Genomic DNA, 25,247 nt, shown 5'->3' with positions numbered 1-25,247 from the left:
CTAGCGGTGGCATCGCTTCGCGCGATTTTTCAATTATTCCAAGGCAGGTCGTGTTGATGCTGCAGTACGGGCAAAAGAGCTTTCTGATCGTCGACGACTTTACCGACTTTCGCACGTCGACCCGTTCCATGCTGCGCGAGCTGGGTGTGCGTGACGTGGACACCGCCGACAGCGGCGAGCAAGCGTTGCGTATGTGCGCGCAGAAGCGCTATGACGTGATTCTGCAGGACTTCCACCTGGGCGACGGCAAGAAGAACGGCCAGCAGGTGCTCGAAGACTTGATCCTCGACAAGCACATCAGCCATGAGTGCATATTCATCATGGTCACGGCCGAGAGCAGCCAGGCCATTGTCCTCAGCGCCATCGAGCACGAGCCCGATGCCTACCTGACCAAGCCGTTCAACCGGGTTGGCCTGGCCCAGCGCGTCGAGAAGCTGTACCAGCGCAAGAACCTGCTGAAGCCGATCCTGCAGGCCCTGGACCGCAATCGGCCGGGCGAAGTGCTGGCGGCCTGCGCCGAGCTGTGCAAGCGCGACCCACGCCTGGCGCCGCTGTGCCTGCGGTATCGGGCCGATGCCTTGCGCAATCTCAGCCGCTTCGAGGAGCTGGAGAAGTTCCTCAAGGCCATTCTCGCCAGCCGCCCACAGCCATGGGTGTACGCGGCACTGGGCAGCCTGATGCACAAGCGTGGCCAGAACGCCCAGGCCCAGGGCGTGTACGAGCAGGCACTCAAGGCCTTCCCGATCATGCCGGGCCTGTACGATGGCATGGCCGAGGTGCTGGTGGCCCAGGGCGAAACCAAGCGTGCGCAGAACATGCTGGAAGAAGCCGTGCGGCTGTCGCCGTTGTCGGTACGCCGTCAGTCGACGCTGGGCAAGCTGGCGTTGGAAAACGAAGACTTCGAAAGTGCCTCGAAAGCGTTTCGCCATGCCGTCAACCAGGGCCAGAGCTCACGCTACAAGGACCCTGAGAACAATCTTGGCCTGGTGCAGGCGCTGATGAGCAAGAATGCCGGTTTTGGCCTAGATGCGCGCACCCGGGTCGAGATCAACGCCACGCTCAGCGAGGTGGCCAAGGAAAATCCGGAAGACCAAGGGTTGCAAGTGCGCGCGCGGATGATGAAGGCCGCCAGCCTGCAGCAGGCCGGGGACCCGGAAACGGCGGCCAAGCTGACCGAGCAGGCGATCCAGCGCCTGGACAAGATGAACCAGTTCTTCTCGGTCGATTCGGCCCTCACCGTCGCCGCGCAATTGCAGGCCATGGGTCAGGAAGCTGCCGCCATCAGTGTGCTGAGGGGCTGCGTGGAAAGTTACGGCGATGATCCCAAGGTGATGGAGAAGGTGGGCAAGCTGACCGACGACCCGAGCGTGCTCAACGCCATTACCGAAGCGGTCACCCTCAACCGTCAGGGCGTGCGCAGTTACCAGGGCGGGCAGCTCGGCGAGGCACTGCAGCTGTTCCGCAAGGCGCTGGGGTTGCAGCCTAAGAACATCAGCATCGCCCTGAATACCGCCCAGGCGCTGCTGCGCATCGGCGGTGACAACCCGCAGCCGGCAATCATGCAGGAGTGTCGCGACGCCCTGACCAGCGTGGCCGGTATCCCTGTCAGCGACAACCGTTACGACCGTTACCGCAAATTGCATATCCGGGTGTTCGGCGCATGAATCAAGACAACCAGGGGCTGGATTTTTCCACGGTGATCGCCTCCACCGTGCACGACCTGAAGAATTCCCTGTCGGCGCTTATCCAGTCCCACAACCAGTGGGTGGAGCGCTTGCCCGAGGAACTGCGCGGGGGGGCCGAGCAGGGCGTGATGGAGCATGAGTTTCGCCACCTCAACGGCATGCTGGTGCAGCTATTGGGGTTGTACAAGCTGGGTGTCAACCAGCTGCCGGTGTGCCCGGACTACCACGAGCTGGACGACTTCATCGAAGCCCAGCTGGCGGCCCACGAGGAAGTGCTCAGGCACAAGGACATCCTCGCCACCTGGCGCATCGACACTGATAACCCACTGGGCTTCTTCGACCGCGAACTGGTGGCCTCGGTGGTCGCCAACGTCATCACCAACGCCACCCGCTTCGCCGCGCATGCCTTGCTGATTACCATCGAGGAAGCCGACAACCAGCTGGCCATCTGTGTCAACGATGACGGCCCGGGCTATCCACAGCGCATGCTCGAACGCCAGGAAGAGTTCAGCCAGGGCATCGATTCGAACAGCGGCAGCACCGGCCTTGGCCTTTATTTTGCCGCGCGCATCGCGGCGCTGCATGAAAGTGGCGGGGTGCGCGGGCGCATAGAGATCTCCAATGGCGGAGCGCTTGGAGGGGGGCTGTTCAAACTGTTCCTGCCGTGAACTGGCAGGATTGCAGTGCGAACTTCTTGCGGATTTGTCATGCTCGACGCACTCGCACGCGTGCAAACGCTCTTCGACTAACCGGTCCCCCTATTCCCATGCACAATCCATCGTCAGCGCTTATTCGCGAAACCTTCCCTGTAGGCCCCTTGCAATGTAATTGCACCCTGATTGGCGACCCGCTGAGCAAGAAGGCCATCGTCGTCGACCCGAGTGGTGATCCGGAGAAGATTCTTGCCCGCCTGCAGGCCCATGGCCTGGCGCTGGTGAGCATCATTCATACCCACGCGCACTTCGATCACTTCCTGGCGTCCGGCAAGCTCAAGGAGCTGACCGGCGCGACCCTGCACCTGCACAAGGACGACCAGGTGCTGTGGGACAACCTGGAAATGCAATGCCAGATGTTCGGCGTACCCTACACCCCGGTCCCTGCGCCCGACCGCTGGCTGGGTGACGACGAAGAGCTGGCCTGCGGTTGTGGCGTAGCCCTGCATACGCCCGGCCACACACCGGGCTCGATGAGTTTCTGGTTTGCCGACGCCAAGTTGCTGATTGCCGGTGATACCCTGTTCCGCCGTGGCATCGGCCGCACCGATTTGTGGGGCGGCGACCAGCGGGCTATCGTGCGTTCGATCAAGGAGCGGCTATACCGGCTGGATGAAGAAGCCATTGTGGTGACGGGCCATGGGCCCGATACCCGCCTGGGCGACGAGATGCGTGAGAACCCCTTCGTACGTGCGTGATGGCACATGAAGGCACTTTCACGGAATTTTTCGTTGCCTGTGCGATCCAAGGCTGGCATAGATCCGTTCGCGGTCTGTCGCATTCATGAATTCAGTAGGAGCTTGTCCATGTTCACCATGCGTCGTCTGATTATCGTCGCAACCGCCGCTGCCCTGATGACTGGCTGTGCCGGTCAGAACCCTTATGACAGCCAGGGCCAGGCGCAGGGCTCCACAGGGATGAGCAAGACTGCCAAATACGGCGGCCTGGGCGCGCTGGCCGGTGCCATTGCCGGTGCCGCCATCGACCACAACAACCGGGGCAAGGGTGCGCTGATCGGCGCCGCCGCCGTGGGTGCCGCTGCAGCCGGTTATGGCTACTACGCCGACAAGCAGGAAGCCGAGCTGCGCGCGCAAATGGCCAACACCGGTGTGGAAGTGCAGCGCCAGGGTGACCAGATCAAGCTGATCATGCCGGGCAACATCACCTTCGCCACCGACTCGGCCAACATCGCGCCAAGCTTCTATTCGCCGCTGAACAACCTGGCCAGCTCGTTCAAGCAGTTCAACCAGAACACCATCGAAGTGGTCGGCTTCACCGACAGCACCGGCAGCCGCCAGCACAACATGGACCTGTCCCAGCGTCGCGCGCAGGCGGTCAGCACCTACCTGACCTCGCAGGGCGTGGACGCCTCGCGAATTTCGGTGCGCGGCATGGGCCCGGATCAGCCGATCGCCAGCAACGCCGATGCCAACGGGCGTGCACAGAACCGTCGGGTGGAAGTGAACCTGAAGCCGATTCCGGGTCAGCAGTATGACCAGCAGGGCCAGGTTCAGCAGTATCCCTGACCGATACCTGGGGCTGCAAAGCAGCCCCGGTTTCTAACCCGTCACGCTGGCCTGGATCGCCGTAAGGGCGATGGTATGCACGATATCGTCTACCTGCGCCCCGCGCGGCAAGTCGTTCACTGGCTTGCGCAGCCCCTGCAGCATGGGCCCCAGGCTGACGCCGTCGGTGCTGCGCTGCACCGCCTTGTGCGTGGTGTTGCCGGTATTCAGGTCGGGGAACACGAACACCGTGGCACGCCCGGCCACCGGGCTGTCTGGCGCCAGCTGCCGGGCAATCGCCGGGTTGGCTGCGGCGTCATACTGCAACGGCCCATCGATCAGCAGCGCCTCTGTCGCAGCCTGCGCCAGGCGGGTCGCTTCGCGCACTTTCTCGACTTCCTCGTCGCTGGCCGAATCGCTTGAGTAACTGATCATCGCCACCCGCGGTGCGATGCCGAATGCCTGCGCCGAGTCGGCGCTCTGCCGGGCGATTTCGGCCAGTTCGGCAGCGCTCGGGTGCGGGTTCATCACGCAGTCGCCGTACACCAGCACCTGTTCCGGGAACAACATGAAGAACACCGACGACACCAGGCTCGAACCGGGTGCGGTCTTGATCAGCTGCAGGGCCGGGCGGATGGTGTTGGCAGTCGAATGCACCAGGCCCGAGACCAGGCCATCCACTTCGTCCAGCGCCAGCATCATGGTGCCGATCACCACCGGGTCTTCCAGTTGCTGCTCGGCCATCGGCGCATTGAGGTTCTTGCTCTTGCGCAGTTCGACCATCGGTTCCACATAGCGCCCGCGGATCAGCTCCGGGTCGAGGATTTCCAGGCCTGGCGGCAAGGTGATGCCCTGGGCACGTGCCACGGCGTCGACGTCCTCGGGCTTGGCCAGCAGCACGCAGCGGGCGATGCCACGGGCCTGGCAGATGGCCGCAGCCTGTACCAGCAGCGGCTCGGCGCCTTCCGGCAGGACGATACGCTTGTTGGCTTGCTGCGCCCGCTGGATCAACTGGTAGCGGAACACGGCCGGTGACAGGCGTAGTTCGCGCGGAGTACCGCAACGCTGGTGCAACCAGGCCGCGTCGAGGTGGCTGGCGACGAAATCGGTGATGAACTCGGCGCGCTCGCGGTCGTCCACCGGGATTTCCCGGTTCAGCGAGTTGAGCTGGTTGGCGGTGTCGTACGAACCGGTACTGACCGACAGGATCGGCAGGCCTGCCTGCAGGGCGCCACGGCACAGGCCCAGGATGCGTGCGTCAGGCTTGCTGTCGCTGGTCAGCAGCAGGCCGGCCAGCGGTACGCCGTTGATCGCCGCGAGGCTGACGGCGAGGATGATGTCGTCGCGGTCGCCCGGGGTGACCACCAGCGTGCCCGAAGTCAGCAGCGGCACCGTATTGGCCACGGTGCGTGCGCAGATGATGATCTTGCTCATGCGCCGCTGCTCGTAGTCACCGGCGTTGAGTACCTGGGCGCCGAGCAGGTCGGCCACGTCGCGGGTGCGCGGGGCGTTCAGTTCCGCTTGGTAGGGGATGCAACCGAGCAGGCGGAAGTCGTCGCCGCGCAGCAGCGGCGAGTGCTCGCGCAGGCGCGCGGAAAACTCCGCCATGCTTTCGTCGGTGCGCACCTTGTTGAGGATCACCCCGAGCACTTTCGGATCACGCGGGCCGCCGAACAGCTGCGCCTGCAGTTCGACCCGGCCAGACAGCTCGCTGAGTACTTCGTTTTCCGGTGCCGAGACCAGGATCACCTCGGCATCCAGGCTCTTTGCCAGGTGCAGGTTGACCCGCGCCGCATAACTGGCGTGGCGCGTTGGCACCATGCCTTCGACCACTACCACGTCGTTGCCGATGCAGGCTTGCTGGTACAGGCGGATGATTTCCTCGAGCAGTTCGTCCAGCTGGCCTTCGCCGAGCATGCGCTCGACGTGGGCCAGGCTCAGCGGTACCGGTGGCTTGATGCCGTGGGTACGGGCGACCAGTTCGGTGGAGCGTTCGGGGCCGGTATCACCGGGGTGGGGCTGGGCGATCGGCTTGAAGAAGCCAACCTTCAGGCCGGCGCGTTCCAAGGTACGTACCAGGCCGAGGCTGATGGAGGTGAGGCCGACACCGAAGTCGGTCGGCGCAATGAAAAATGTCTGCATGCGTGCTTCTCGAAATAAGCGGTGCAAGAAATCAACGGCCAAGGGTAGCGCTATCGGCCCCCTGTGCGCACCAGCCACACGTGAAAGGCTGGCCGATGCGCTGCGCGCGCTGGGCCGGGTCCAGCACCCAGGGGCGTGCCTGCCACGGCGGCTGGTGGCGCAGATGCTGGGTATGGCCGCAGGACAGTTCGGCCACCCAGTGGCCTTCCTCGTCCTGGTGGAAGCCGGTGATCCGACTGATGGGCCGCTGCTCGTCCGCAGTGCGGTCGCAATCGGACGATGGCTTGGTTACACTTGTCCGCTCTACATTCTTTTGCAAAAGGTCTTGCCCCATGCTGATCGCCGCCAACAAGGCTGTCTCCATCGACTATACCCTGACCAACGACGCCGGGGAGACCATCGACAGCTCCGCCGGTGGCGCGCCGCTGGTTTACCTGCACGGTGCCGGCAACATCATCCCGGGCCTGGAAAAAGCCCTGGAAGGCAAGCAGGCCGGTGACGAGCTGAACGTTTCCGTCGAGCCGGAAGATGCCTACGGCGAATACCTGGCCGAGCTGGTCAGCACCCTGAACCGCAGCCTGTTCGAGGGTGTCGACGAGCTGGAAGTGGGCATGCAGTTCCACGCTTCGGCGCCGGATGGCCAGATGCAGATCGTCACCATCCGCGACATCGACGGCGACGACATCACCGTTGACGGCAACCACCCGCTGGCCGGCCAGCGCCTGACCTTCCAGGTCAAGGTCGTCAACGTGCGTGACGCCAGCGATGAAGAAATCGCTCACCGTCACATCCACGGTGAAGGTGGCCATCACCACTGATTTTCTGCGCTAAGCTCAGAAAGTCGCCAGGCGCTCGGGCAAGCCGACTTGTCTTCCTTCGGGAGGTGGGCGGCTTGGACGGGCGCCTTTTTAATGGGCGCAATTCGCCTGTGCGGCAACCGGCAACCTGAGAGGGATTCATCATGAGTGCATTTCACGACCTGAAACTGGACGCGCTGAACGGCGGGGAGCTGCCTCTCGCCCCCTTCAAGGGCCAAGTGGTGCTGGTGGTCAACGTTGCTTCCAAGTGTGGCCTCACGCCGCAGTACAAGGCCCTGGAAAACCTCTACCAGGACTACAAGGACAAAGGCTTCAATGTGCTTGGCCTGCCGTGCAACCAGTTTGCCGGGCAGGAGCCGGGCAGTGAAAAGGAAATCCAGGAGTTCTGCAGTCTCAACTATGGGGTGAGTTTCCCGCTGGGGGCCAAGCTGGAAGTCAACGGGCCGCACCGCCATTCGCTGTATCGCCTGCTGGCGGGGGAGGGTGCCGAGTTCCCCGGCGACATTACCTGGAACTTCGAGAAGTTCCTGGTGGGCAAGGACGGGCGGGTGCTGGCGCGCTTCTCGCCACGCACCGCACCGGATGATCCGGCAGTGGTGCAGGCCATCGAAAAAGCGCTTGCCTGACCAGCGCAGGGCCGCTTTGCGGCCCATCGCCGGCAACCCGCACCTGCCCTGGGCATCATGTGATCACGAGTCGAGCTGGCTGGTCGGGAACGGGCGCACGCATCCGTTGATCGTTCAGCTGCGAGGTGCAGTTGAGCCAGGCTTGACCCTGAGCGTGGCTGCTTCGGTTTGTCCAGGTGCCGGGCCGGTTTGCTGGCAGGCGCTATACAGGTAACCCTCGAACTGCTCGACAATCGCCGGCCAGCCCTGGCGGCTGGCATGCTGCCGTGCATTCAGGCGCACCCGGCGCAAGGTTTCCGCTTCTTCCAGCAGCCAGCAGGCGGCATCGACGAATGCCGCCTGGTCCCCGGGCATGGCCAGTGCACCGCTGTGGCCATGGCGAATATGCTGCGCTGCGGCCGCCTCGTCATAGGCGACCACCGCCAGCCCCGAGGCCATGGCTTCGAGCACCACGTTGCCAAAGGTCTCGGTCAGGCTCGGGAACAGGAACAAGTCACCGCTGGCGTAGTGCTCGGCCAGCAGCTCGCCGCGCTGGGCGCCGCAGAACACGGCCTCGGGCAACTGCTGGCGGAGGGCGGTACGTTGCGGGCCATCGCCCACCAGTATCAGGCGCAGGCGTTTGTGTGGATAAGCCTTCTGCAGGGCGTCGAGGCAGGGGCGCAGCAAGCCCAGGTTCTTTTCCACTGCCAACCGACCGACATGCAGCACGGCGATATCGTCCGGGGCAAGTCCCCAGCTGTCGCGCAATGCCTGGCTACGCCGCGCCGGGTTGAACAGGCAGGCATCGACCCCCCTTGCCAGCAGTTCCAGGCGTTCGAAACCACGGCGTTCAAGCTCCAGGCGCTGGCTGAGGCTGGGGACCAGGGTGGTGGCTGTACGCCGATGGAACCAGCGCAGGTAATGGGTAAGCAAGCGCGCCAGCAGGCCCAGCCCGTACTGGCCGGAATACTGTGGGAAATTGGTATGAAAGCCACTCACCACTGCCACCCCCAGACGGCGCGCGGCGCGCAGGGCGCTGAGCCCCAGCGGCCCTTCAGTGGCGATGTACAGCACGTCCGGGCGCTGCCGGCGCCAATGCCGTAACAGTTTGTGCATCGATACTTCGCCCCACTGCAAGCCAGGGTAGCCAGGCAGCGGCCAGCCACGGCACAGCATCAGCTCCGGGTCGTTGTACAGCGGCCCTTCACCGGCCTGGCGCGGGCGCACCACCTCGACCTTGTGGCCGCGCTGGCGCAGCCCCTCGCTGAGGCGGCCAAGGGTGTTGGCCACGCCGTTGATTTCCGGTGGGAAGGTTTCGCTGACCAAGGTAATGCGTAGGGCGGGTGTATTCATGACAAAAGTTTCCACCTGCCAGGTTGCGCCGATGTGACCGCTGCGTGACGTCCGGATGACGCTTGCTCGCTGACGCCTTTCGCTTTGTGAAATATTCCTTTCAAGGCGCTCAAGAAGGTCCCACGGGCAGCCGATGAAGAAGCATATGACGACCTGATGCGCTCCGGGAGAGCGGTGATGTTCAACAACAAGCTCAAGCAAGAAATCCGCCAGCTGCGCGAAGACCTGATGTCCATCGAACAGGTCAAGAGTAGTCTCGACAACGAGATGCTGGTGCTGCAACTCGACCCCCAGGGGCGGATCGAGATGGTCAACGGCAACTTCGAAAGAGAAATGCTTTACCGTGCCGATCAACTGCTTGGCCGCAACATCGAAGAGATTGTCCCGGCACAAGTGAAGTCACTGGATTTCTACCAGCGCATGAAAGGTGCAATCAGCCGCGGTGAACACCTCCACGGCGCCTTCCGTCTGCTGCGTGGCAATGGCCAGGAAGCCTGGTTGCGGTCGATCCTGCAACCGGTCAGGAACAGCGAGGGGCGTATCAAGTATTTCACGCTGCACTCCAGCGACCTTACCCGCACCATCGAAACCTCCCGCGAGCATGAAAGCCTGATCAAGGCGCTGATGCGCTCGACCGCGGTGATCGAATTCGACCTCGATGGCACCATCCTCACGGCCAACGAACGATTCCTGGCCACCGTCGGCTATCGCCTGGAGCAGATCCGTGGCAAGCATCACCGCATGTTCTGCGAGCCGGAGGAGGTCAATTCGCCGGCCTACCAGGCTTTCTGGGAAAAGCTGCGCCGTGGCGAGTACATTGCCGATCGCTTCAAGCGTATCGATGCCCACGGGCGGGTTATCTGGCTGGAAGCCTCGTACAACCCGATCTTCGACGCCCACGACGTGCTTTACAAAGTGGTCAAGTTCGCCACCGTGATTACCGACCAGGTCAACCAGGAGATGGCGGTGGCCGAGGCGGCGGATGTGGCCTTCAACACCTCGGTAGGCACCGACGCCAGTGCACGCAAGGCCACCGAAGTGGTCACCCAGACCGTCAGCGTGATGCGCGGCCTGGAAGCCTCGATGCAAGAAGCGGCCGAAGGCATCCAGGCGCTGGACACCCAGTCGCGGGTGATCGGCTCGATCATCAAGACCATCAGCGACATTGCCGGGCAGACCAACCTGCTGGCGCTCAACGCGGCCATCGAGGCGGCCCGCGCTGGCGAGCAGGGCCGTGGCTTCGCCGTGGTCGCCGATGAAGTGCGCCAGCTGGCCTCGCGCACCAGCACCGCCACCGAGGAAATCGCCCGGGTGGTGCAGCAGAACGAGCAGCTGGCCCAGGCGGCGGTGGCCATCATCGACACCAGCAAGCGCCAGGCCGAGCAGGGGCTGGCGCTGGCTGATGAAACCGGCGGGGTGATTGTCGAGATTCAGGAAGGAGCGAAGCGGGTGGTGGACGTGGTGGGGCAGTTCTCCAGCCGGTTGGGGCAGTGAAGCCTGTGGGAGCGGGTGAAGCCGTTCCCACAGGGGCGGTGTTACATCGCGATCAGTTGCGCTCCCGCACCCAGAACAACGTGGCGCCGGCCACCGCGGCCGGCATCATCAGCACGTTCACCAGCGGTATCATCAGCGCCAGGTAGGTAATCCCGCCAAAACCCAGCGACTGCCAGCGCTTCTGGCGCAGCCAGGCGAGCATGTCCTGCCAGCTCATCTTGTTGTTGTCCGCCGGGTAGTCGATGTACTGGATCGCCATCATCCAGACCCCGAAGATCAGCCACAGCGGCGCCGCCACCACGTTGACCACCGGGACCAGCGACAGGATGAACAGGCCGATGGCTCGCGGCAGGAAGTAGCCCAGCTTGCGCATTTCGCGGCCGAAGGTGCGTGGCACCATGGCTACCAGCTCACCCCAGCTGAAGGCCGGGAAGTTGTCCTGGCCACGCAGCACCACCTCGACTTTTTCCGCCAGGAAGCCATTGAACGGCGCGGCAATGATGTTGGCGACCAGGGTGAAGGTGAAGAACACCATCAGTACCACCAGGGCGACGAACAGCGGCCAGAGGATATAGGTAAGGAAACTCAGCCAGTTCGGCAGGGTGGGCATCAGGGCATCCACCCACAGGCTGAACTGGTGGCCGGCGAAGTAGATCAGGCCACCGAACAGCAGCAAGTTGACCGCCAGCGGCAACAGCACGAACAACCGCAGGTTGGGACTCAGCACCAGTTTCAGGCCTTCGCGCAGGTACTGGGGGCCGGACAGGACAGGGGCTTGCATCGGGAGACTCCGCAGAGAAGGAAAACGCGCTGACCTTACCGAGTTTGCCGCGCCGACGAAAGGCGGGCAGCGGTCGGGAAACGGCGCGTAACAAATAGGCCAGCCAAGCTATCCGAACAAATCCCTGAATAGGCGATGCCTATGAGGTGGATTGTCTAAGGATATTTCCTTAATCTTTGCCACCTCGCTACAGTGCGTTCAACTTTCCGCTTTTCGGGCCTGCGCGTTGTAGCCTTCCCCAAGTGCTGCGTGGGTCCTTTTTAAATTCCAGCTGGCCCAGCCGGCGCACACGCTGCCGGCCCATGCGGCCCGCTCGACAGGAGTTCGACATGTCTGAAGTACGTCATTCGCGCGTCATCATTCTCGGTTCCGGCCCTGCCGGCTACAGCGCCGCGGTGTACGCCGCCCGGGCCAACCTCAAGCCGGCTGCTGATCACCGGCATGCAGGCCGGCGGCCAGCTGACCACCACCACCGAAGTCGACAACTGGCCGGGTGACCCCCATGGCCTGACCGGCCCGGCACTGATGCAGCGCATGCAGGAGCACGCCGAACGTTTCGAAACCGAAATCGTCTTCGACCACATCAACGCTGTCGACCTGGCCAACAAACCCTTCACCCTGCAGGGCGACAGCGGCAAGTACACCTGCGATGCACTGATCATCGCCACCGGTGCCAGCGCCCGCTACCTGGGCCTGCCATCCGAAGAAGCGTTCATGGGCAAAGGTGTGTCGGCCTGCGCCACCTGTGACGGTTTCTTCTACCGCAACAAGCCGGTTGCCGTGGTAGGCGGCGGCAATACTGCCGTTGAAGAGGCGCTGTACCTGGCCAACATCGCCAGCAAGGTGACCCTGGTGCACCGTCGCGATACCTTCCGCGCCGAGAAGATCCTGGTCGACAAGCTGCACGCACGTGTCGCCGAAGGCAAGATCGAGCTCAAGCTCAACGCCACCCTGGATGAAGTCCTGGGGGACAACATGGGGGTGACCGGTGCGCGCCTGAAGAACAACGACGGCAGCAGCGACGAAATCAAGGTCGACGGCGTGTTCATCGCTATCGGCCACACCCCGAACACCTCGCTGTTCGAAGGCCAGCTGACCCTGAAGGACGGCTACCTGGTGGTCAACGGTGGCCGTGAAGGCAATGCCACCGCCACCAACGTCGAGGGCGTGTTCGCTGCCGGTGACGTGGCCGACCACGTTTACCGCCAGGCCATCACCTCGGCCGGTGCCGGTTGCATGGCGGCGCTGGACGTCGAGCGTTACCTGGATGGCCTGGCCAACGCCTCGTTCTGATCCGCAAATGCAGGGGCCGCTTTGCGGCCCATCGCGACACAAGGCCATTCCAACAGCATGGCTGCGCCCAGATGTCGCATAAAGGAACCGGCCAGAGGCCGGTTTTCTTATGCCTGCAATTCGATTAGAGGCTCAGTCGCATCGACAGGTCCACGGCCTTCACATCCTTGGTCATGGCGCCAATCGAGATGTAGTCCACCCCGGTCTCGGCAATCACGCGCAAAGTCTGCTCATTGACCCCGCCGCTGGCCTCGAGCTTGGCCTTGCCGGCGGTAATGCGCACCGCTTCGCGCATTTCCTCCAGATCAAGCTCGTCGAGCATGATGATATCCGCACCGGCGGCCAAGGCCTGGCGCAGTTCGTCCAGGCTTTCCACCTCGATCTCCACCGGTTTGCCCGGTGCAATGCGGTGCGCGGCTGCCACTGCCTCGGCCACGCCGCCACTGGCTGCGATGTGGTTTTCCTTGATCAGGAAGGCGTCGTACAAGCCGATGCGGTGGTTGTCGCAGCCTCCACAGGTCACTGCGTACTTCTGCGCCAGGCGCAGGCCGGGCAAGGTCTTGCGGGTATCCAGCAAGCGTACCTGGGTGCCTTGCACCAGGTCGGCGAGGAAGCGTGCACGGGTGGCCACCCCCGACAGCAACTGCAGGAAATTCAGCGCACTGCGTTCACCGCTGAGCAGCGAGCGTGCCGGGCCTTCCAGGTGGAACAAGGCCTGGTTGGCCGTGGCGCGTTCCCCGTCGGCCACCTGCCAGTGCACCGCCACGCGCGGGTCGAGCTGGCGAAACACCGCATCGACCCAGGCAGTGCCGGCAATCACGCAGTCTTCACGGGTGATGATGGTCGCCTTGGCCAGGCGTTCGGCCGGGATCAGCTGCGCGGTTATATCGCCACTGCCGATGTCTTCCAACAGTGCGCGACGCACGTTGGCTTCGATTTCAGCGGTCAGGTCGGCGAGGCGTAGGTTCGGCATGGTCGGCTCCACAAGCTAGATGCCCGCGATTATAGGGCAGGGGGCTTGCGTGTACAGCCGCCCTGGCAGCGACCTTTGGTCGGTCGCATTGAGCAAGTGGGGCAAACAAGGGTCATTAGCCAGCGAGTGAAACTGCGCTGGCAGCGATTTGGATTTTTGCCGATAATGGCGACCAGTATTTGGCGTCATGGCTTTGACGATCTCCAGCCCCTTCGGGCGAGACACCCTGCAAGGAGTCCGGGATGCAAAAAGAAGGCAAGGTGGTGCCCTTGGCGGCAGCCATCGATCGAGGGGGGCGTACGCCTCTGCCTTGCCTTCCGGTATTGCTGCTGCAGGTACGCGACAAGGCGGCCTTGCAATTGCGCCAAGGGCTGCAGGACCTGTTCGACAACGCTGACGATACCCTTTTCGAGATGGCCGACAAGGCGTTCGACCGCGGTGACCAGAACCTCTATTTCGAGGCCATGCGCGACCTGCGCCTGAAACGCAAGAGCATCGAACGTGGCTTTCTCGATACCTTCTACGATGCCTATGCGCGTATGGGCCAGGTCGACCCGCTGGCACGCCTGGCGGAGCCCGGCGACTTGCGCAGCAAGGCCCAGGCAGAGCGCACCGCCGCCATCGAAGGCATGGTTGCGCGGGTGCTGTCGCGTGACGGCATCGCCCTGCAGCAATTGGGCTTGCGCTTGGAGGCATTGCTCGACCGCCCCCTGTACGAGCAGCACAACCCGCTGGGGCCTGCCGCGTTGTGTGGCTACTTCCTCGAGGCAGGACGTAACCTGGGGGTCGGCCTGCGGGTGAAACTGGTGCTGCTCAAACTGTTCGAGCGCTACGTACTGCGCGATGCCGATATCATCTATGGCGAAGCCAACCAGTTGCTGGCGGCTGCGGGCGTGCTGCCCGAGCTGCCGCCGGCCCCGCGCCGGCGCGCCGAAGACCGGCGCATGCGGGCTCGACGCGGGGTGGCGAAGCTGGGGCAGGCAGTCGGTCCGGACGCGGCAGGGCAGGCGTTATTTGCCTCGCTGCAAACCCTGCTGGCGCCGCTGCGCGGGCAGTTCGCGCCTCGCCTGCAGGCCGTGGCCACGGCGCAGCCGATCAGCACCGCCGACTTGCTGCGCCTGCTGTCGCATTTGCAGCATTACGTGCCGGCTACCCACGAAGATGAAGACTTCGAGCTCGGCCAGCAGCTTGAACAGTTGTTGCTGCGGGTCAGCGTGCGCAGCGGCACCCGTCGGCGCATCGAGGTGGCCGACGAGGACATGATCAACCTGGTAGGGCGGCTTTTCGCGTTCATCCGCAACGACGACAACCTGCCAGCCAGCCTGCGCGCGTTGATCGCCCGCCTGCATATTCCGCTGCTGAAAGTCGCCCTGCTGGACAAGGGGTTGTTCAGCCGGGCCAGTCATCCGGCCCGGCGCCTGCTCAACGAGATCGCCGGCGCAGCCATTGGCTGGGAATGCCCCGGCACCAGCCTGCGCGACAGCCTGCACCTGCGGGTGGAGCGGACCATCCAGCGTCTGCTCAATGATTTTGCCGAAGATACCAGCCTGTTCGCCGAGTTGCTCGAAGACTTCCTGGCCTTCAACCAGGACGAGCGTCGGCGCAACGAGCTGCTCGAACAACGCACCCGCGATGCGGAAGAAGGCCGTGTCCGTGCCCGGCAGGCCAGGCACCAGGTGCAACAATCGCTCAACCAGCGCCTGCGTGGCCAGGTGTGGCCGCAGGTGGTGGTGCAGATGCTGGTGCAGTCGTGGAGCCAGGTACTGTTGCTGGCCTGGCTCAAGCAGGGCGCCGCTTCCCAGGCCTGGCGGGACGCGTTGCAGACCATGGACACCCTGCTGGCCAGCATCACCCCGCCGCAGGCGCCACAAGCCTTGCTGCAAAAGGTGCCGGGCCTGCTCAAGGCATTGCGCGATGGCCTGGCCAGCGTGGCTCTTGACTCGGCTGCGACCCGTGAGTTCTTCCTGCAACTGGAGCAGTTGCACCTGCGGGCCTGCGCAGGTACCGAAGGGCAGCCTGGTAGTGAGGGGCAGCGCCTGAGCGAAGTGCTGGTGGCCGAGGATATCGTGCTGGCCATTGCCGAGGAACCCGCCTGCGCACCGTTGCACGTTGCCCATGCCCAGGCCGCTGCGTTGCGCCAGGTGCAGCGCCTGCGCATCGGTACCTGGGTCGAGGTGCTCGACGAGGATGAGCCGCTGCGGTGCAAGCTGGTGGCACGCGTCGACAGTAGCGACAGGCTGGTGTTTTCCAACCGCACCGGCATGAAAGTGCGGGAGTGGAACGCCGCCAGCCTGGCCCAGGCATTGCACCGGGGCGAGGTGCGGGTACTGGATGACGGCTTGCTGTTCGAACGTGCGCTGGAGGCAGTACTCGACGAGCTGCGGCAACCACGGGGCGTGTAGGCGTAAACATTACAATCATTCACATGCAAACGGCCTTGGCCACAGGGCATACTGGTGCTCTGTTCACGGCACTTTCAGGATTCGCCTCATGCAATTGGACCGTGCCACTGGCTGGTTCCACGGAAACGGAATCACCCACTGCCCCTCGCCGAACTTCAATGCCCGCCCCGAAGGCGAATCGATTTCCCTGCTGGTGATCCACAACATCAGCTTACCCCCGGCCTGTTTCGGTACCGGCAAGGTTCAGCAGTTCTTCCAGAACCGCCTGGATCCTGACGAGCACCCCTATTTCGCCAGCATCAACCACCTGACCGTGTCGGCGCACCTGTTCGTCGAGCGCGATGGCGCGGTGACCCAGTTCGTGTCATTGCTCGAGCGTGCCTGGCATGCCGGCGTGTCGTGCTTCGACGGGCGCGAGGGCTGCAACGACTTCTCCATCGGTATCGAGCTGGAGGGCACCGACGACCTGCCCTACACCGATGCCCAGTACGCGGTGCTGGAGCAACTTACCCGGCATATCCGCCGCGCGTGGCCGGCCATCGACCTGGACCGCATCCAGGGCCATTGCGACATTGCCCCGCAGCGCAAGAGCGACCCTGGCCCGGCTTTCGACTGGCCGCGTTACCGCGCAGCGCTGCTGCACAATGAGGACAAGGCATGAGTTTTCTGGTGTTGTTGCTGGCGCTATGGGTCGAAAAGTTCTCGGCCTTGCGTCATCAGGTACAACGTGACGGGTTCTTCATTGCCGAGCTGGTGCGCCTGGAGCGTAGCGGCAAGGTACACCCGTGGTGGACACTGGCCATTCTGGTGCTGGCCCCGGTCGCATTGCTGGTGTTGCTGCTGCACGTGCTGGACCCTGTGGCCTATGGCCTGCTGGCTTTGCCAGTGCACCTGCTGGTGCTGATATACAGCCTGGGCCGCGGCGACGCCAAGGCATCGCTGGGGCCGTTCCGCGACGCCTGGCGCAGGGGGGATGACCAGGCCGCGTTGCACGTGGCAGAGCGTGACCTGGGGCTGGCCGCCGATGATTCACGCAGCCTGCTGGTCAGCGTTCAGGGCAACCTGTTGTGGCAGGTGTACCAGGGCTTTTTCGCGGTGATCTTCTGGTACTTCGTGCTCGGCCCGGGGGCAGCGCTGGCCTACCGCCTGCTGGCGCTGTGTGGCGAGCACGGCAGGCAGCCGGCGCTGAAGGCGCGTGCCGAGCAGCTACGGCATGTCATGGACTGGCTGCCGGTGCGGGTATTGGCATTGAGCTTTGCCTTGGTGGGCAATTTCGTCGCGGTGACGCGGGTGATGCTGCATGAATTGCTGAATTGGCATATCAGCGCCGCGCACCTGGTGGCTCGGGTGGGCCGCATTGCCGATGACATTCCTGGGGAAGAAGACGATCAGCGTGGGCTGGGGCGGTTGGACAGCCTGTGGGAATTGCTGCTGCGCTGTGCGGTGCTGTGGTACGCCGGGTTTGCGCTTTGGACGGTACTGGCCTGAAACCAGGCGCGTCGCTTTTGTGGGCGTGTGGAAACCCTGCGACAGAGGCGATTCAGCTGCTACCAGCCAAATACCTCGTACGCATTGCGGCTGCTGGCTTGCGCCAGCTCACCGACGCCCACCCCCATTATCTCTGCCAGCACCGTGGCAATCTCCGGCAGGTGCTCCGGGCTGTTGCGTTCTCCCGGGTACATCACCGGTGCCATGTCCGGCGCATCGGTCTCCAGCACCACGCTGTCCAGCGGTAAGCGCGCCAGGGTCTTGCGCAGCCGCAGCGCCTGGGGCCAGGTAGCTGCTCCGCCCAGCCCAAGCCGGAAGCCCAGCTTGATGTATTCGCGGGCCTCTTCGTAACTACCGGCAAAGGCATGAATCACCCCCGCCCGCGCAGGCTTGTAGCGCTTGAGCGTGGCAATGACCTGGGCGTGGCTGCGGCGTACGTGCAGCAGGGCAGGCAGCTCGAAGTCGCAGGCCATTTGCAGTTGCGCTTCGAACAGGTCCTGCTGGCGCGCCTTGTCCAGCTGTTCAACGTAATAGTCCAGGCCAAACTCGCCCACGGCACACAGGCGAGGGTGACCGCGCAGGCGTTCCAGCCACGCGCGTAATTGCGCCAGGTGCTCCGGGCGATGTTGGTCGAGGTAGACCGGGTGCAGGCCCAGTGCCGCGAACAGGCGCTGGTCGCTGCAGGCCAGCTCCCATACCCGTTGGAAATTCGCCTGGTACACCCCCAGCACCACCATCCGCTCCACCCCGCGCGCCGCCGCATTGGCCAACAGACGCGGGCGGTCGGCGTCGAAATCCGGAAAGTCGAGGTGGGTGTGGGTGTCGATGAGGCGCATGTTCAGGCCGCTGTGATGCGTTGCTTGAAGGTTCGAGCGACCGCGTGCACGCCAGGTTCGTAACGTTTTTCCTCGATCGCGGCCAGTGCCAGTTCCAGGGCGGTGGCGGCAATCAGGCCATGCTGTTGGGCCATGGCGTTCACCGGCAGTGGCAGGAAGTCGAGCAACTGGTTGTCGCCAAAGGTACCCAACTGCAGCTGGCGGGAGTCGGCCGGGCGCGCCTGCAGGGTGTCGAATACCCCTTGCAGCAGCACGTAGGAGGTGGTCACCAGGGCGTCCGGGAGGCCACCAAGTTCGTCGATCAGCTGCTGCATCAGGCGCTGGCCGCATTCACGGCTGAATGCTTCGCCCTGGTAGCGGCGAACTTCGCCGGCATAACCTTGCAGGGCTTCGTCGAAGCCGCCGGCACGGGCCTGGCTGACCGACAGCTCCGGGCGGGCGCCGATCAGGGCGATGCTGCGCGGGCCGGTGGCGAGCAGGCTGGCGGCCAGCTGGCGGCTGGCATCGCGGTCGTCGCTGATGACCGAGCAGAAGTGCGCCGGGTCCAGGCGGCGGTCGATGGCGATCACCGGCAAGCCTTTTTCCTGCAGCTCGCGGTAGCTGTCGTCTCCCGCCGGCAGGCAGCTGGCGACGAACAGTGCATCGCAACGGCGTGCACGGAACAGCTGTTGCAGCTGGCGTTCGCTGTCGGGCTGGTCATCGCTGCTGGCGATCAGCAACTGGTAGCCACGGGCACGGGCGCCTTGTTCGAGCTGCTTGGCGATGCGGGCGTAGCTGGGGTTCTCCAGATCGGGGAGAATGAAACCCAGGGTACGGGTGTGCCGGCTGCGCAAGCCAGCGGCCTGCGGGTTGGGGGTGAAGCCATGGGCCTCGACCACCGCACGTACCCGCTCGACGGTGCTGTTGCTGATGCGCTGTTGTTCGGCCTTGCCATTGATGACGTAGCTGGCGGTGGTCACGGACACACCGGCCAGACGGGCGATATCGCTGAGTTTCACCGAATTTTCCTTGTTATTACCGGGGCTGGCAGTGAAGCCTGACCGGGTAGTTTGACCCGGCAGCGGCGCCACGCGCAGACGACCATTGTCGCAATTGTCCGACAGGATGGGGCTTTTTCCCCGGCAGATTATCGAGTAACGTGGCCGCCTGGTCAGGTTAAACGTTTCAGCCGCCGAATTTTCTGCCTCGGCTGCCACCCGTGCAAGGCTGTCGAACTGGCCGTTCCTGTGAATTTCACAACAATACTCCAGTACCCGACCGGGAACTGCAAAAGGAGAAGGTCATGCTCGAGCTCGCCAAGGAGCAGATAGCCATGGGCCAGAAGGCCGCCAACAAGGCCGAGGCATTGTGCCTGCTGGCCGACCGGCTGGTCGCTGACGGCCTGGTCGCCGAGGGATACCTGCAAGGGCTGCAGGCCCGTGAGGCACAAGGCTCCACCTTTCTTGGCCAGGGCATTGCCATCCCGCACGGCACTCCGCAGACGCGTGACCTGGTGTACGCCACCGGCGTGCGCCTGCTGCAGTTTCCCGAAGGTGTGGACTGGGGTGATGGGCAGATGGTTTACCTGGCCATCGGCATTGCCGCCCGCTCCGACGAGCACCTGCGCCTGTTGCAACTGCTGACCCGCGCCCTGGGTGAGACCGACCTGGCCGAAGCGCTGCGCCGCGCCGGTAATGCCGAGGCCTTGCTCAAGCTGTTGCAAGGTGCGCCCCAGGAGCTGGCGCTGGATGCGCAACTGGTCGGCCTGAACCTGCCTGCGGAGGACTTCGACGAGCTGGCCTGGCGCGGCGCCCGCCTGCTGCAGCGGGCCGGGTGCGTCGACAGCGGGTTTGCCGCAGTGCTGCAGCAGGCCGAAGCACTCCCGCTGGGCGAGGGCCTGTGGTGGTTGCACAGCGAGCGCCTGGTGCGCCAGCCGGGCCTGGCCTTCATCACCCCGCAGCAGCCACTGCGCTACCGCGACCAGCCGCTCAACGGCCTGTTCTGCCTGGCCAGCCTTGGCGCTGCTCACCAGGCCTTGCTCGAACGCCTCTGTGAAGTGCTGATCGAAGGCCGCGGGCAGACGCTCTACCAGGCCACCAGTAGCCGTGCGGTGCTGGAAGTGCTGGGCGGTGAGGCGCCGGCGGACTGGCCCAGCGCGCGTATCGTGCTGGCCAACCCGCATGGCTTGCATGCCCGCCCGGCCAAGGTGCTGGCGCAACTGGCCAAAGGCTTCGAGGGCGAGATCCGCGTGCGCCCGGTCGACAGCGCGCAGCCTGCAGTGTCGGTGAAGAGCCTGAGCAAGCTGCTCAGCCTCGGTGCCCGCCGTGGCCAGGCGCTGGAACTGCTGGCCGAGCCAGGCATCGCCGCCGATGCCTTGCCGGTGCTGCTGGCTGCCATCGAACAAGGTTTGGGCGAGGAAGTGGAGCCGCTGCCGCAGGCTGACGCGCCTGCCCCTGGTACTGCCGCCGAAGTGCTGCAGGCGCCGCCGGCCGGTAGCCGTGTCCAGGGCGTGGGTGCTGCCCCGGGCATTGCCAGTGGCCCGGCGCACCTGTGTGTCGAGCGCGAGTTCGACTACCCGCTGCGCGGCGAGTCACTGGTCCAGGAGCGGCAGAAGCTGCGCGAAGCGCTGGCGACTGTAAATAGCGAACTGCAGGCCCTGGTCCAACGCAGTGACAAGGCCATTGGCGAGATCTTCGTGACCCACCAGGAAATGCTCGCCGACCCGGCCCTGAGCGATGACGTCGAGCAGCGCCTGGCCCAGGGCGAAAGCGCCGCGGCGGCATGGATGGCGGTAATCGAGGCGGCGGCGCGTCAGCAGGAATCGTTGCATGACGCCTTGCTGGCCGAACGTGCCGCCGACCTGCGCGACGTCGGCCGCCGTGTGCTGGCGCAACTGTGTGGGGTGCAGGCGCAGCCTGAACCGGAACAACCGTATGTCCTGGTGATGACCGAAGTCGGCCCGTCCGATGTCGCCCGGCTCGACCCGAGTCGTGTGGCTGGTATCGTCACTGCGCAGGGCGGCGCCACCGCCCACAGCGCCATTGTCGCGCGGGCCCTGGGCATTCCGGCAGTGGTTGGCGCTGGCGCCGCAATGTTGCTGCTGGAGGCCGGTACGCCGTTGCTGCTCGATGGCCAGCGCGGGGTGGTCAGCGTGGCACCGCCGACAGACGAACTGCAACGTGCCCTGGCCGAGCGTGACCTGCGCGAGCAACGCTTGCAGGCTGCCTGGGCCAACCGCTTCGAGCCGGCAGTCACCCGCGATGGACATGCCATCGAAGTGTTCGCCAACATCGGCGAAAGCAGCGGCATCGCCAAGGTGGTAGAGCAGGGCGCCGAAGGCGTGGGCCTGCTGCGCACCGAGCTGATCTTCATGGCTCACCCACAGGCGCCGGACGTGGCCACCCAGGAGGCGGAATACCGACGCGTGCTCGACGGCCTCGACGGCCGCCCGCTGGTGGTGCGTACCCTCGATGTCGGCGGCGACAAGCCACTGCCGTACTGGCCGATCGCCGCCGAGGAAAACCCGTTCCTCGGCGTGCGCGGGGTACGCCTGACCTTGCAGCGCCCGCAGGTGATGGAGGACCAGCTACGCGCCTTGCTGCGGGCTGCCGACCAGCGCCCGCTGCGCATCATGTTCCCGATGGTTGGCCAGGTGCACGAGTGGCGCGAAGCGCGGGCCATGGTCGAGCGCCTGCGGGCGGAGATCCCGGTGGCCGACCTGCAACTGGGCATCATGGTCGAGGTGCCTTCGGCGGCCCTGCTGGCCCCGCAACTGGCGCGCGAAGTCGACTTCTTCAGCATCGGCACCAATGACCTGACCCAGTACACCCTGGCCATCGACCGTGGCCACCCCAGCCTCTCGGCCCAGGCCGACGGTCTGCACCCGGCGGTGCTCAGCCTGATCGACATGACCGTGCGCGCAGCCCATGCCCATGGCAAATGGGTAGGGGTGTGCGGCGAATTGGCAGCTGACCCGCAGGCGGTCGCCGTGCTGCTCGGCCTGGACGTGGACGAGCTCAGCGTCGCGGCGCGCAGCATTGCCGAAGTCAAGGCCCTGGTCCGCCAGGCCGATCACCAGACGGCCCGCGCCCTGGCGCGCGAGGCCCTGCAACAGGACAGCGCCGCAGCGGTTCGCGCGCTGGTGGAGCGTTACTGAATGGCCAAGATCCTTACTCTTACCCTGAACCCGGCGCTGGATATCACCATCGGCCTGGATACCTTGCGCCCGGGGCAGGTCAACCGCAGCCAGGTGCAGCACAGTCACGCCGCGGGCAAGGGGCTGAACGTTGCCCAGGTACTGGCCGACCTGGGGCACAGCGTCACGGTAGGCGGTTTCCTCGGCAGCGATAACCTGCAGCCATTCGAAACGCTGATCCAGTGGCGTGGCTTTGCCGACTGCTTTGTTCGCGTGCCCGGCGAAACCCGCAGCAACATCAAGCTGGTCGAGGCTGATGGCCGCGTCACCGACATCAACGGCCAGGGCCCGGAGGTGGACGAGGCCGCACGCAGCGCCTTGTTGCGCCTGCTGGAGCAGGTCGCTGCCGGGCATGACGCGGTAGTGGTGGCGGGCAGCCTGCCGCGCGGCATCAGTGCCGAGTGGTTCCGCCAATTGCTTGAGCGGCTCAAAGCCCTGGGACTGAAGGTCGCGCTGGACAGCAGTGGCGAAGCCCTGCGGGCTGGCTTGCAGAGCGCTCCGTGGCTGGTCAAGCCGAATACCGAAGAGCTGGGCGAAGTGCTGGGCCTGGCGGTGGAGAACCCGCAACAGCAGCGTGCCGCTGCCGCGCGCCTGCTGGCCAGTGGCATCGAGCACGTGGTGGTGTCGGCCGGCGAACAGGGCGTCAGCTGGTTCAGCCGCGACCTCGACCTGCATGCCTGCCCGCCCAAGGTGCAGGTGGCCAGCACGGTCGGTGCAGGGGATTCGCTGGTGGCCGGCATGGTCCATGGCCTGCTGCAGGGCGAAGCGCCGGCCCAGACCTTGACCCGTGCCACCGCCATCGCCGCGCAGGCGGTGACCCAGTTGGGTTTCGGCATCCGCGACCGGGAGCAACTGGCGCGCCTGGAAGCCGCTGTGCAACTGACAGAACAACAAGAGGGTTGCCGATGAACATTGCCATTGTCACCGCCTGCCCCAATGGCCAGGTGTCGAGCGTGCTGAGCGCGCGTCTGCTATCCGCCGCCGCCCAGCGGCGCGGCTGGAGCACCAGCGTCGAGGTGCAGGACGTCGAGCACCCTGAGCGGCAACTGAGCGCCGCGCAGATCGCCGAGGCTGACTGGGTACTGGTGATCAGCACCGGGCCGGTCGACCTGTCCCGTTTCGTCGGCAAGCGCGTCTACCAGAGTACGCCGTCACAGGCCCTGACCGACCGCGAGGGCTTCCTTGATGAAGCGGCGGTCAATGCCCAGCTGCTGGCGTCCGTGGCAGACAGCCCGGCCGAAGTCACCAGTACGGGGGTACGCATCGTAGCGGTCACCGCCTGCCCGACTGGTGTTGCGCATACCTTCATGGCCGCAGAGGCGCTGCAACAGGCTGCGCAGCAACTGGGCTACCAGCTCACCGTAGAGACCCAGGGCTCGGTGGGTGCGCGCAACCCTCTGTCGGCCGAAGCCATCGCCGCTGCCGATGTGGTGTTGCTGGCTGCCGACATTGAAGTGCCCACCGCGCGTTTCGCTGGCAAGCGTATCTACCGTTGCGGCACCGGCATTGCCCTCAAGCAGGCTCGTACCACCCTGGACAAGGCCCTGGCCGAAGCCAAGGTGGAAAACAGCGCCGATGCCGCAGCGGCGGCTGGCCCGACCAAGGGCGAGAAAACCGGGGTATACAAGCACCTGCTTACCGGTGTGTCGTTCATGCTGCCAATGGTGGTGGCTGGCGGGCTGCTGATAGCGCTGTCGTTCGTGTTCGGTATCGAAGCCTACAAGCAGCCGGGTACGCTGCCGGCGGCGCTGATGCAGATCGGTGGCGAGGCTGCATTCAAGCTGATGGTGCCACTGCTGGCGGGCTACATCGCCTGGTCGATCGCTGACCGCCCCGGGCTGGCACCTGGCATGATCGGCGGGCTGCTGGCCAGCACCCTGGGTGCTGGCTTCATCGGCGGCATCATCGCCGGCTTCCTCGCCGGTTACAGCGCCAAGGCCATTGCCCGCTGGGCACGCCTGCCCAGCAGCCTGGAGGCACTCAAGCCGATCCTGATCATCCCGTTGCTGGCCAGCCTGTTCACCGGCCTGGTGATGATCTATGTGGTTGGCCAGCCGGTGGCGGCGATGCTCGAAGGCCTGACCCACTTCCTCGACAGCATGGGTACCACCAACGCCATCCTGCTGGGCTTGTTGCTGGGCGGCATGATGTGCGTCGACCTGGGCGGGCCGATCAACAAGGCCGCCTATGCCTTTTCGGTGGGGCTGCTGGCTTCGTCGAGCTACGCGCCGATGGCGGCGACCATGGCCGCGGGCATGGTGCCGCCGATCGGCCTGGGTATTGCCACCTTGCTGGCGCGCCGCAAGTTCGCCCAGAGCGAGCGCGAGGCGGGCAAGGCAGCCCTGGCGCTGGGCCTGTGCTTCATTTCCGAAGGGGCAATCCCGTTTGCCGCCAAGGACCCGCTGCGGGTCATCCCCGCCAGCATCGCCGGTGGCGCGCTGACCGGGGCCTTGTCGATGTACTTCGGTTGCAAACTGATGGCACCCCATGGCGGCCTGTTCGTGTTGCTGATCCCGAATGCGATCAACCATGCGGCGCTGTACTTGCTGGCAATCGTGGCTGGGAGCCTGCTGACCGCAGTGGTGTATGCACTGATCAAGAAGAGCGAAGGGGTAGAGCTGGCGGTAGCACCGGCGAAAGGCTAGAGGTCTGGGTTGGCCGCACAGGCTCTTTGCGGGTTTACCCGGCGAGGAGTCTGTGCCGGCTAGCGCCGATGTTTCTGCCGCAACGGCACCAGCAGATCGCCCAGCCCGTTATGGTCGATCTCGTGCATCAGCGCCAACAACCCGCCCAGCTCCCCCGACGGGAACCCTTTGCGCGCGAACCACGCCAGGTAGTCGCCCGGCAGGTCGGCGATGACCCGGCCCTGATATTTGCCAAACGGCATGCTGCGGGTCACCAGCAGTTCGAGGGTTTCCGGCTTCATCATCGGCACACCTGGCCATAGGGAGCGCCGACCATACTGCAATCTGCACGAATGCCCAA

Annotated in this window: 21 protein-coding genes and 2 pseudogenes; 15 read left to right on the top strand and 8 right to left on the bottom strand. The window is 64.7% G+C overall.

The features are described from left to right. Window positions 1-56: 56 nt before the first annotated feature. The 4 genes from ACVWZT_RS04940 to ACVWZT_RS04925 all read left to right on the top strand — a co-directional run bounded on the left by ACVWZT_RS04940 (window position 57) and on the right by ACVWZT_RS04925 (window position 3,924). Window positions 57-1,664, top strand: coding sequence for a response regulator (locus ACVWZT_RS04940; protein ID WP_457468408.1), 1,608 nt, complete (start codon window positions 57-59; stop codon window positions 1,662-1,664). After that, window positions 1,661-2,353: a sensor histidine kinase gene (locus ACVWZT_RS04935; RefSeq protein ID WP_296231778.1), complete on the top strand. Its 693-nt coding sequence runs from the start codon at window positions 1,661-1,663 to the stop codon at window positions 2,351-2,353. Before ACVWZT_RS04940 ends, ACVWZT_RS04935 begins: the two co-directional genes overlap by 4 nt. A 98-nt stretch (window positions 2,354-2,451) precedes the next feature. Beyond that, a complete protein-coding gene (locus ACVWZT_RS04930; protein ID WP_457468406.1) occupies window positions 2,452-3,096 on the top strand; it encodes an MBL fold metallo-hydrolase in 645 nt (214 codons plus the stop codon). 108 nt (window positions 3,097-3,204) lie between these two features. Continuing rightward, window positions 3,205-3,924 carry an OmpA family protein gene (locus tag ACVWZT_RS04925; protein WP_225780436.1) on the top strand — a complete coding sequence of 240 codons (720 nt, stop codon included), beginning with the start codon at window positions 3,205-3,207 and terminating at the stop codon, window positions 3,922-3,924. 33 nt (window positions 3,925-3,957) lie between these two features. Here ACVWZT_RS04925 and pta read toward each other — a convergent pair whose 3' ends face one another. Continuing rightward, window positions 3,958-6,045, bottom strand: coding sequence for a phosphate acetyltransferase (pta, locus tag ACVWZT_RS04920; RefSeq protein ID WP_296231776.1), 2,088 nt, complete (start codon window positions 6,043-6,045; stop codon window positions 3,958-3,960). 31 nt (window positions 6,046-6,076) lie between these two features. Beyond that, window positions 6,077-6,379: a DUF3565 domain-containing protein gene (locus tag ACVWZT_RS04915; RefSeq protein ID WP_296231775.1), complete on the bottom strand. Its 303-nt coding sequence runs from the start codon at window positions 6,377-6,379 to the stop codon at window positions 6,077-6,079. Here ACVWZT_RS04915 and ACVWZT_RS04910 point away from each other — a divergent pair. Together ACVWZT_RS04910 and ACVWZT_RS04905 are read left to right on the top strand one after the other, a co-directional pair. Further along, window positions 6,378-6,863: an FKBP-type peptidyl-prolyl cis-trans isomerase gene (locus tag ACVWZT_RS04910; protein WP_170028289.1), complete on the top strand. Its 486-nt coding sequence runs from the start codon at window positions 6,378-6,380 to the stop codon at window positions 6,861-6,863. The genes ACVWZT_RS04915 and ACVWZT_RS04910 overlap by 2 nt on opposite strands. Window positions 6,864-7,006: 143 nt before the next feature. Then, window positions 7,007-7,489 (top strand): glutathione peroxidase, encoded by a 483-nt coding sequence (locus tag ACVWZT_RS04905; RefSeq protein ID WP_170028290.1) that lies wholly within the window; start codon window positions 7,007-7,009, stop codon window positions 7,487-7,489. Window positions 7,490-7,603: 114 nt separating this feature from the next. Here the strand turns inward: ACVWZT_RS04905 and ACVWZT_RS04900 are convergent, their stop codons facing one another. Further along, complete coding sequence (locus ACVWZT_RS04900) at window positions 7,604-8,821, bottom strand: glycosyltransferase family 4 protein (protein ID WP_457468403.1); 1,218 nt, start codon at window positions 8,819-8,821, stop codon at window positions 7,604-7,606. A gap of 156 nt (window positions 8,822-8,977) precedes the next feature. On the opposite strand from ACVWZT_RS04900, the pseudogene ACVWZT_RS04895 reads away from it, so the two are divergent. Further along, window positions 8,978-9,721, top strand: a pseudogene (locus tag ACVWZT_RS04895) (PAS domain-containing protein); the annotation flags it as partial. Window positions 9,722-9,781: 60 nt separating this feature from the next. Further along, window positions 9,782-10,315: a methyl-accepting chemotaxis protein gene (locus tag ACVWZT_RS04890; RefSeq protein WP_457472022.1), complete on the top strand. Its 534-nt coding sequence runs from the start codon at window positions 9,782-9,784 to the stop codon at window positions 10,313-10,315. A 52-nt stretch (window positions 10,316-10,367) separates the two neighbouring features. Here ACVWZT_RS04890 and cysZ read toward each other — a convergent pair whose 3' ends face one another. After that, window positions 10,368-11,096, bottom strand: coding sequence for a sulfate transporter CysZ (gene cysZ / locus ACVWZT_RS04885; protein WP_457468401.1), 729 nt, complete (start codon window positions 11,094-11,096; stop codon window positions 10,368-10,370). 329 nt (window positions 11,097-11,425) lie between these two features. Between cysZ and trxB the strand changes: the two are divergent. After that, window positions 11,426-12,389: pseudogene (trxB, locus tag ACVWZT_RS04880) on the top strand (thioredoxin-disulfide reductase). A gap of 124 nt (window positions 12,390-12,513) precedes the next feature. Here trxB and nadC read toward each other — a convergent pair. After that, window positions 12,514-13,362, bottom strand: a complete 849-nt coding sequence (gene nadC, locus ACVWZT_RS04875; protein WP_457468399.1) for a carboxylating nicotinate-nucleotide diphosphorylase — start codon at window positions 13,360-13,362, stop codon at window positions 12,514-12,516. A gap of 242 nt (window positions 13,363-13,604) precedes the next feature. Here nadC and ACVWZT_RS04870 point away from each other — a divergent pair, with 242 nt between their 5' ends. The 3 genes from ACVWZT_RS04870 (at window position 13,605) to ampE (ending at window position 17,252) form a co-directional block, all read left to right on the top strand. Continuing rightward, a complete protein-coding gene (locus ACVWZT_RS04870) occupies window positions 13,605-15,764 on the top strand; it encodes a DUF1631 domain-containing protein (protein ID WP_457468397.1) in 2,160 nt (719 codons plus the stop codon). Window positions 15,765-15,852: 88 nt separating this feature from the next. Beyond that, the gene (gene ampD, locus ACVWZT_RS04865) at window positions 15,853-16,425 is read left to right on the top strand and encodes a 1,6-anhydro-N-acetylmuramyl-L-alanine amidase AmpD (protein WP_296231767.1); all 573 of its coding nucleotides are present in this window, start codon (window positions 15,853-15,855) and stop codon (window positions 16,423-16,425) included. Then, on the top strand, window positions 16,422-17,252 hold the full coding sequence (gene ampE, locus ACVWZT_RS04860; RefSeq protein ID WP_296231766.1) for a regulatory signaling modulator protein AmpE: 831 nt from the start codon (window positions 16,422-16,424) through the stop codon (window positions 17,250-17,252). Before ampD ends, ampE begins: the two co-directional genes overlap by 4 nt. A 59-nt stretch (window positions 17,253-17,311) precedes the next feature. Here the strand turns inward: ampE and ACVWZT_RS04855 are convergent, their stop codons facing one another. Together ACVWZT_RS04855 and cra are read right to left on the bottom strand one after the other, a co-directional pair. Beyond that, window positions 17,312-18,088, bottom strand: a complete 777-nt coding sequence (locus ACVWZT_RS04855; protein ID WP_457468395.1) for a TatD family hydrolase — start codon at window positions 18,086-18,088, stop codon at window positions 17,312-17,314. Window positions 18,089-18,090: 2 nt separating this feature from the next. After that, complete coding sequence (gene cra / locus ACVWZT_RS04850; RefSeq protein WP_457468393.1) at window positions 18,091-19,086, bottom strand: catabolite repressor/activator; 996 nt, start codon at window positions 19,084-19,086, stop codon at window positions 18,091-18,093. Window positions 19,087-19,370: 284 nt separating this feature from the next. Here cra and ptsP point away from each other — a divergent pair, with 284 nt between their 5' ends. Genes ptsP through ACVWZT_RS04835 form a run of 3 tightly spaced genes read left to right on the top strand, consistent with a single transcriptional unit; the run spans window position 19,371 to window position 24,907 of the window. After that, on the top strand, window positions 19,371-22,223 hold the full coding sequence (gene ptsP / locus ACVWZT_RS04845; RefSeq protein ID WP_457468391.1) for a phosphoenolpyruvate--protein phosphotransferase: 2,853 nt from the start codon (window positions 19,371-19,373) through the stop codon (window positions 22,221-22,223). Further along, window positions 22,224-23,171 (top strand): 1-phosphofructokinase, encoded by a 948-nt coding sequence (gene pfkB / locus ACVWZT_RS04840; RefSeq protein ID WP_457468389.1) that lies wholly within the window; start codon window positions 22,224-22,226, stop codon window positions 23,169-23,171. It begins immediately after the preceding gene. Next, window positions 23,168-24,907 (top strand): PTS fructose-like transporter subunit IIB, encoded by a 1,740-nt coding sequence (locus tag ACVWZT_RS04835; RefSeq protein WP_457468388.1) that lies wholly within the window; start codon window positions 23,168-23,170, stop codon window positions 24,905-24,907. The genes pfkB and ACVWZT_RS04835 overlap by 4 nt, the downstream gene beginning before the upstream one ends. A gap of 59 nt (window positions 24,908-24,966) precedes the next feature. Here the strand turns inward: ACVWZT_RS04835 and ACVWZT_RS04830 are convergent, their stop codons facing one another. After that, window positions 24,967-25,188, bottom strand: a complete 222-nt coding sequence (locus ACVWZT_RS04830) for a DUF3820 family protein (protein WP_289134240.1) — start codon at window positions 25,186-25,188, stop codon at window positions 24,967-24,969. Between the last annotated feature and the right edge of the window lie 59 nt (window positions 25,189-25,247).

It is taken from the genome of Pseudomonas sp. TE21394 (assembly GCF_054057835.1).
The sequence above is the reverse complement of the archived record's forward strand: the minus strand, read 5'-3'. Positions and strand labels throughout refer to the sequence as shown.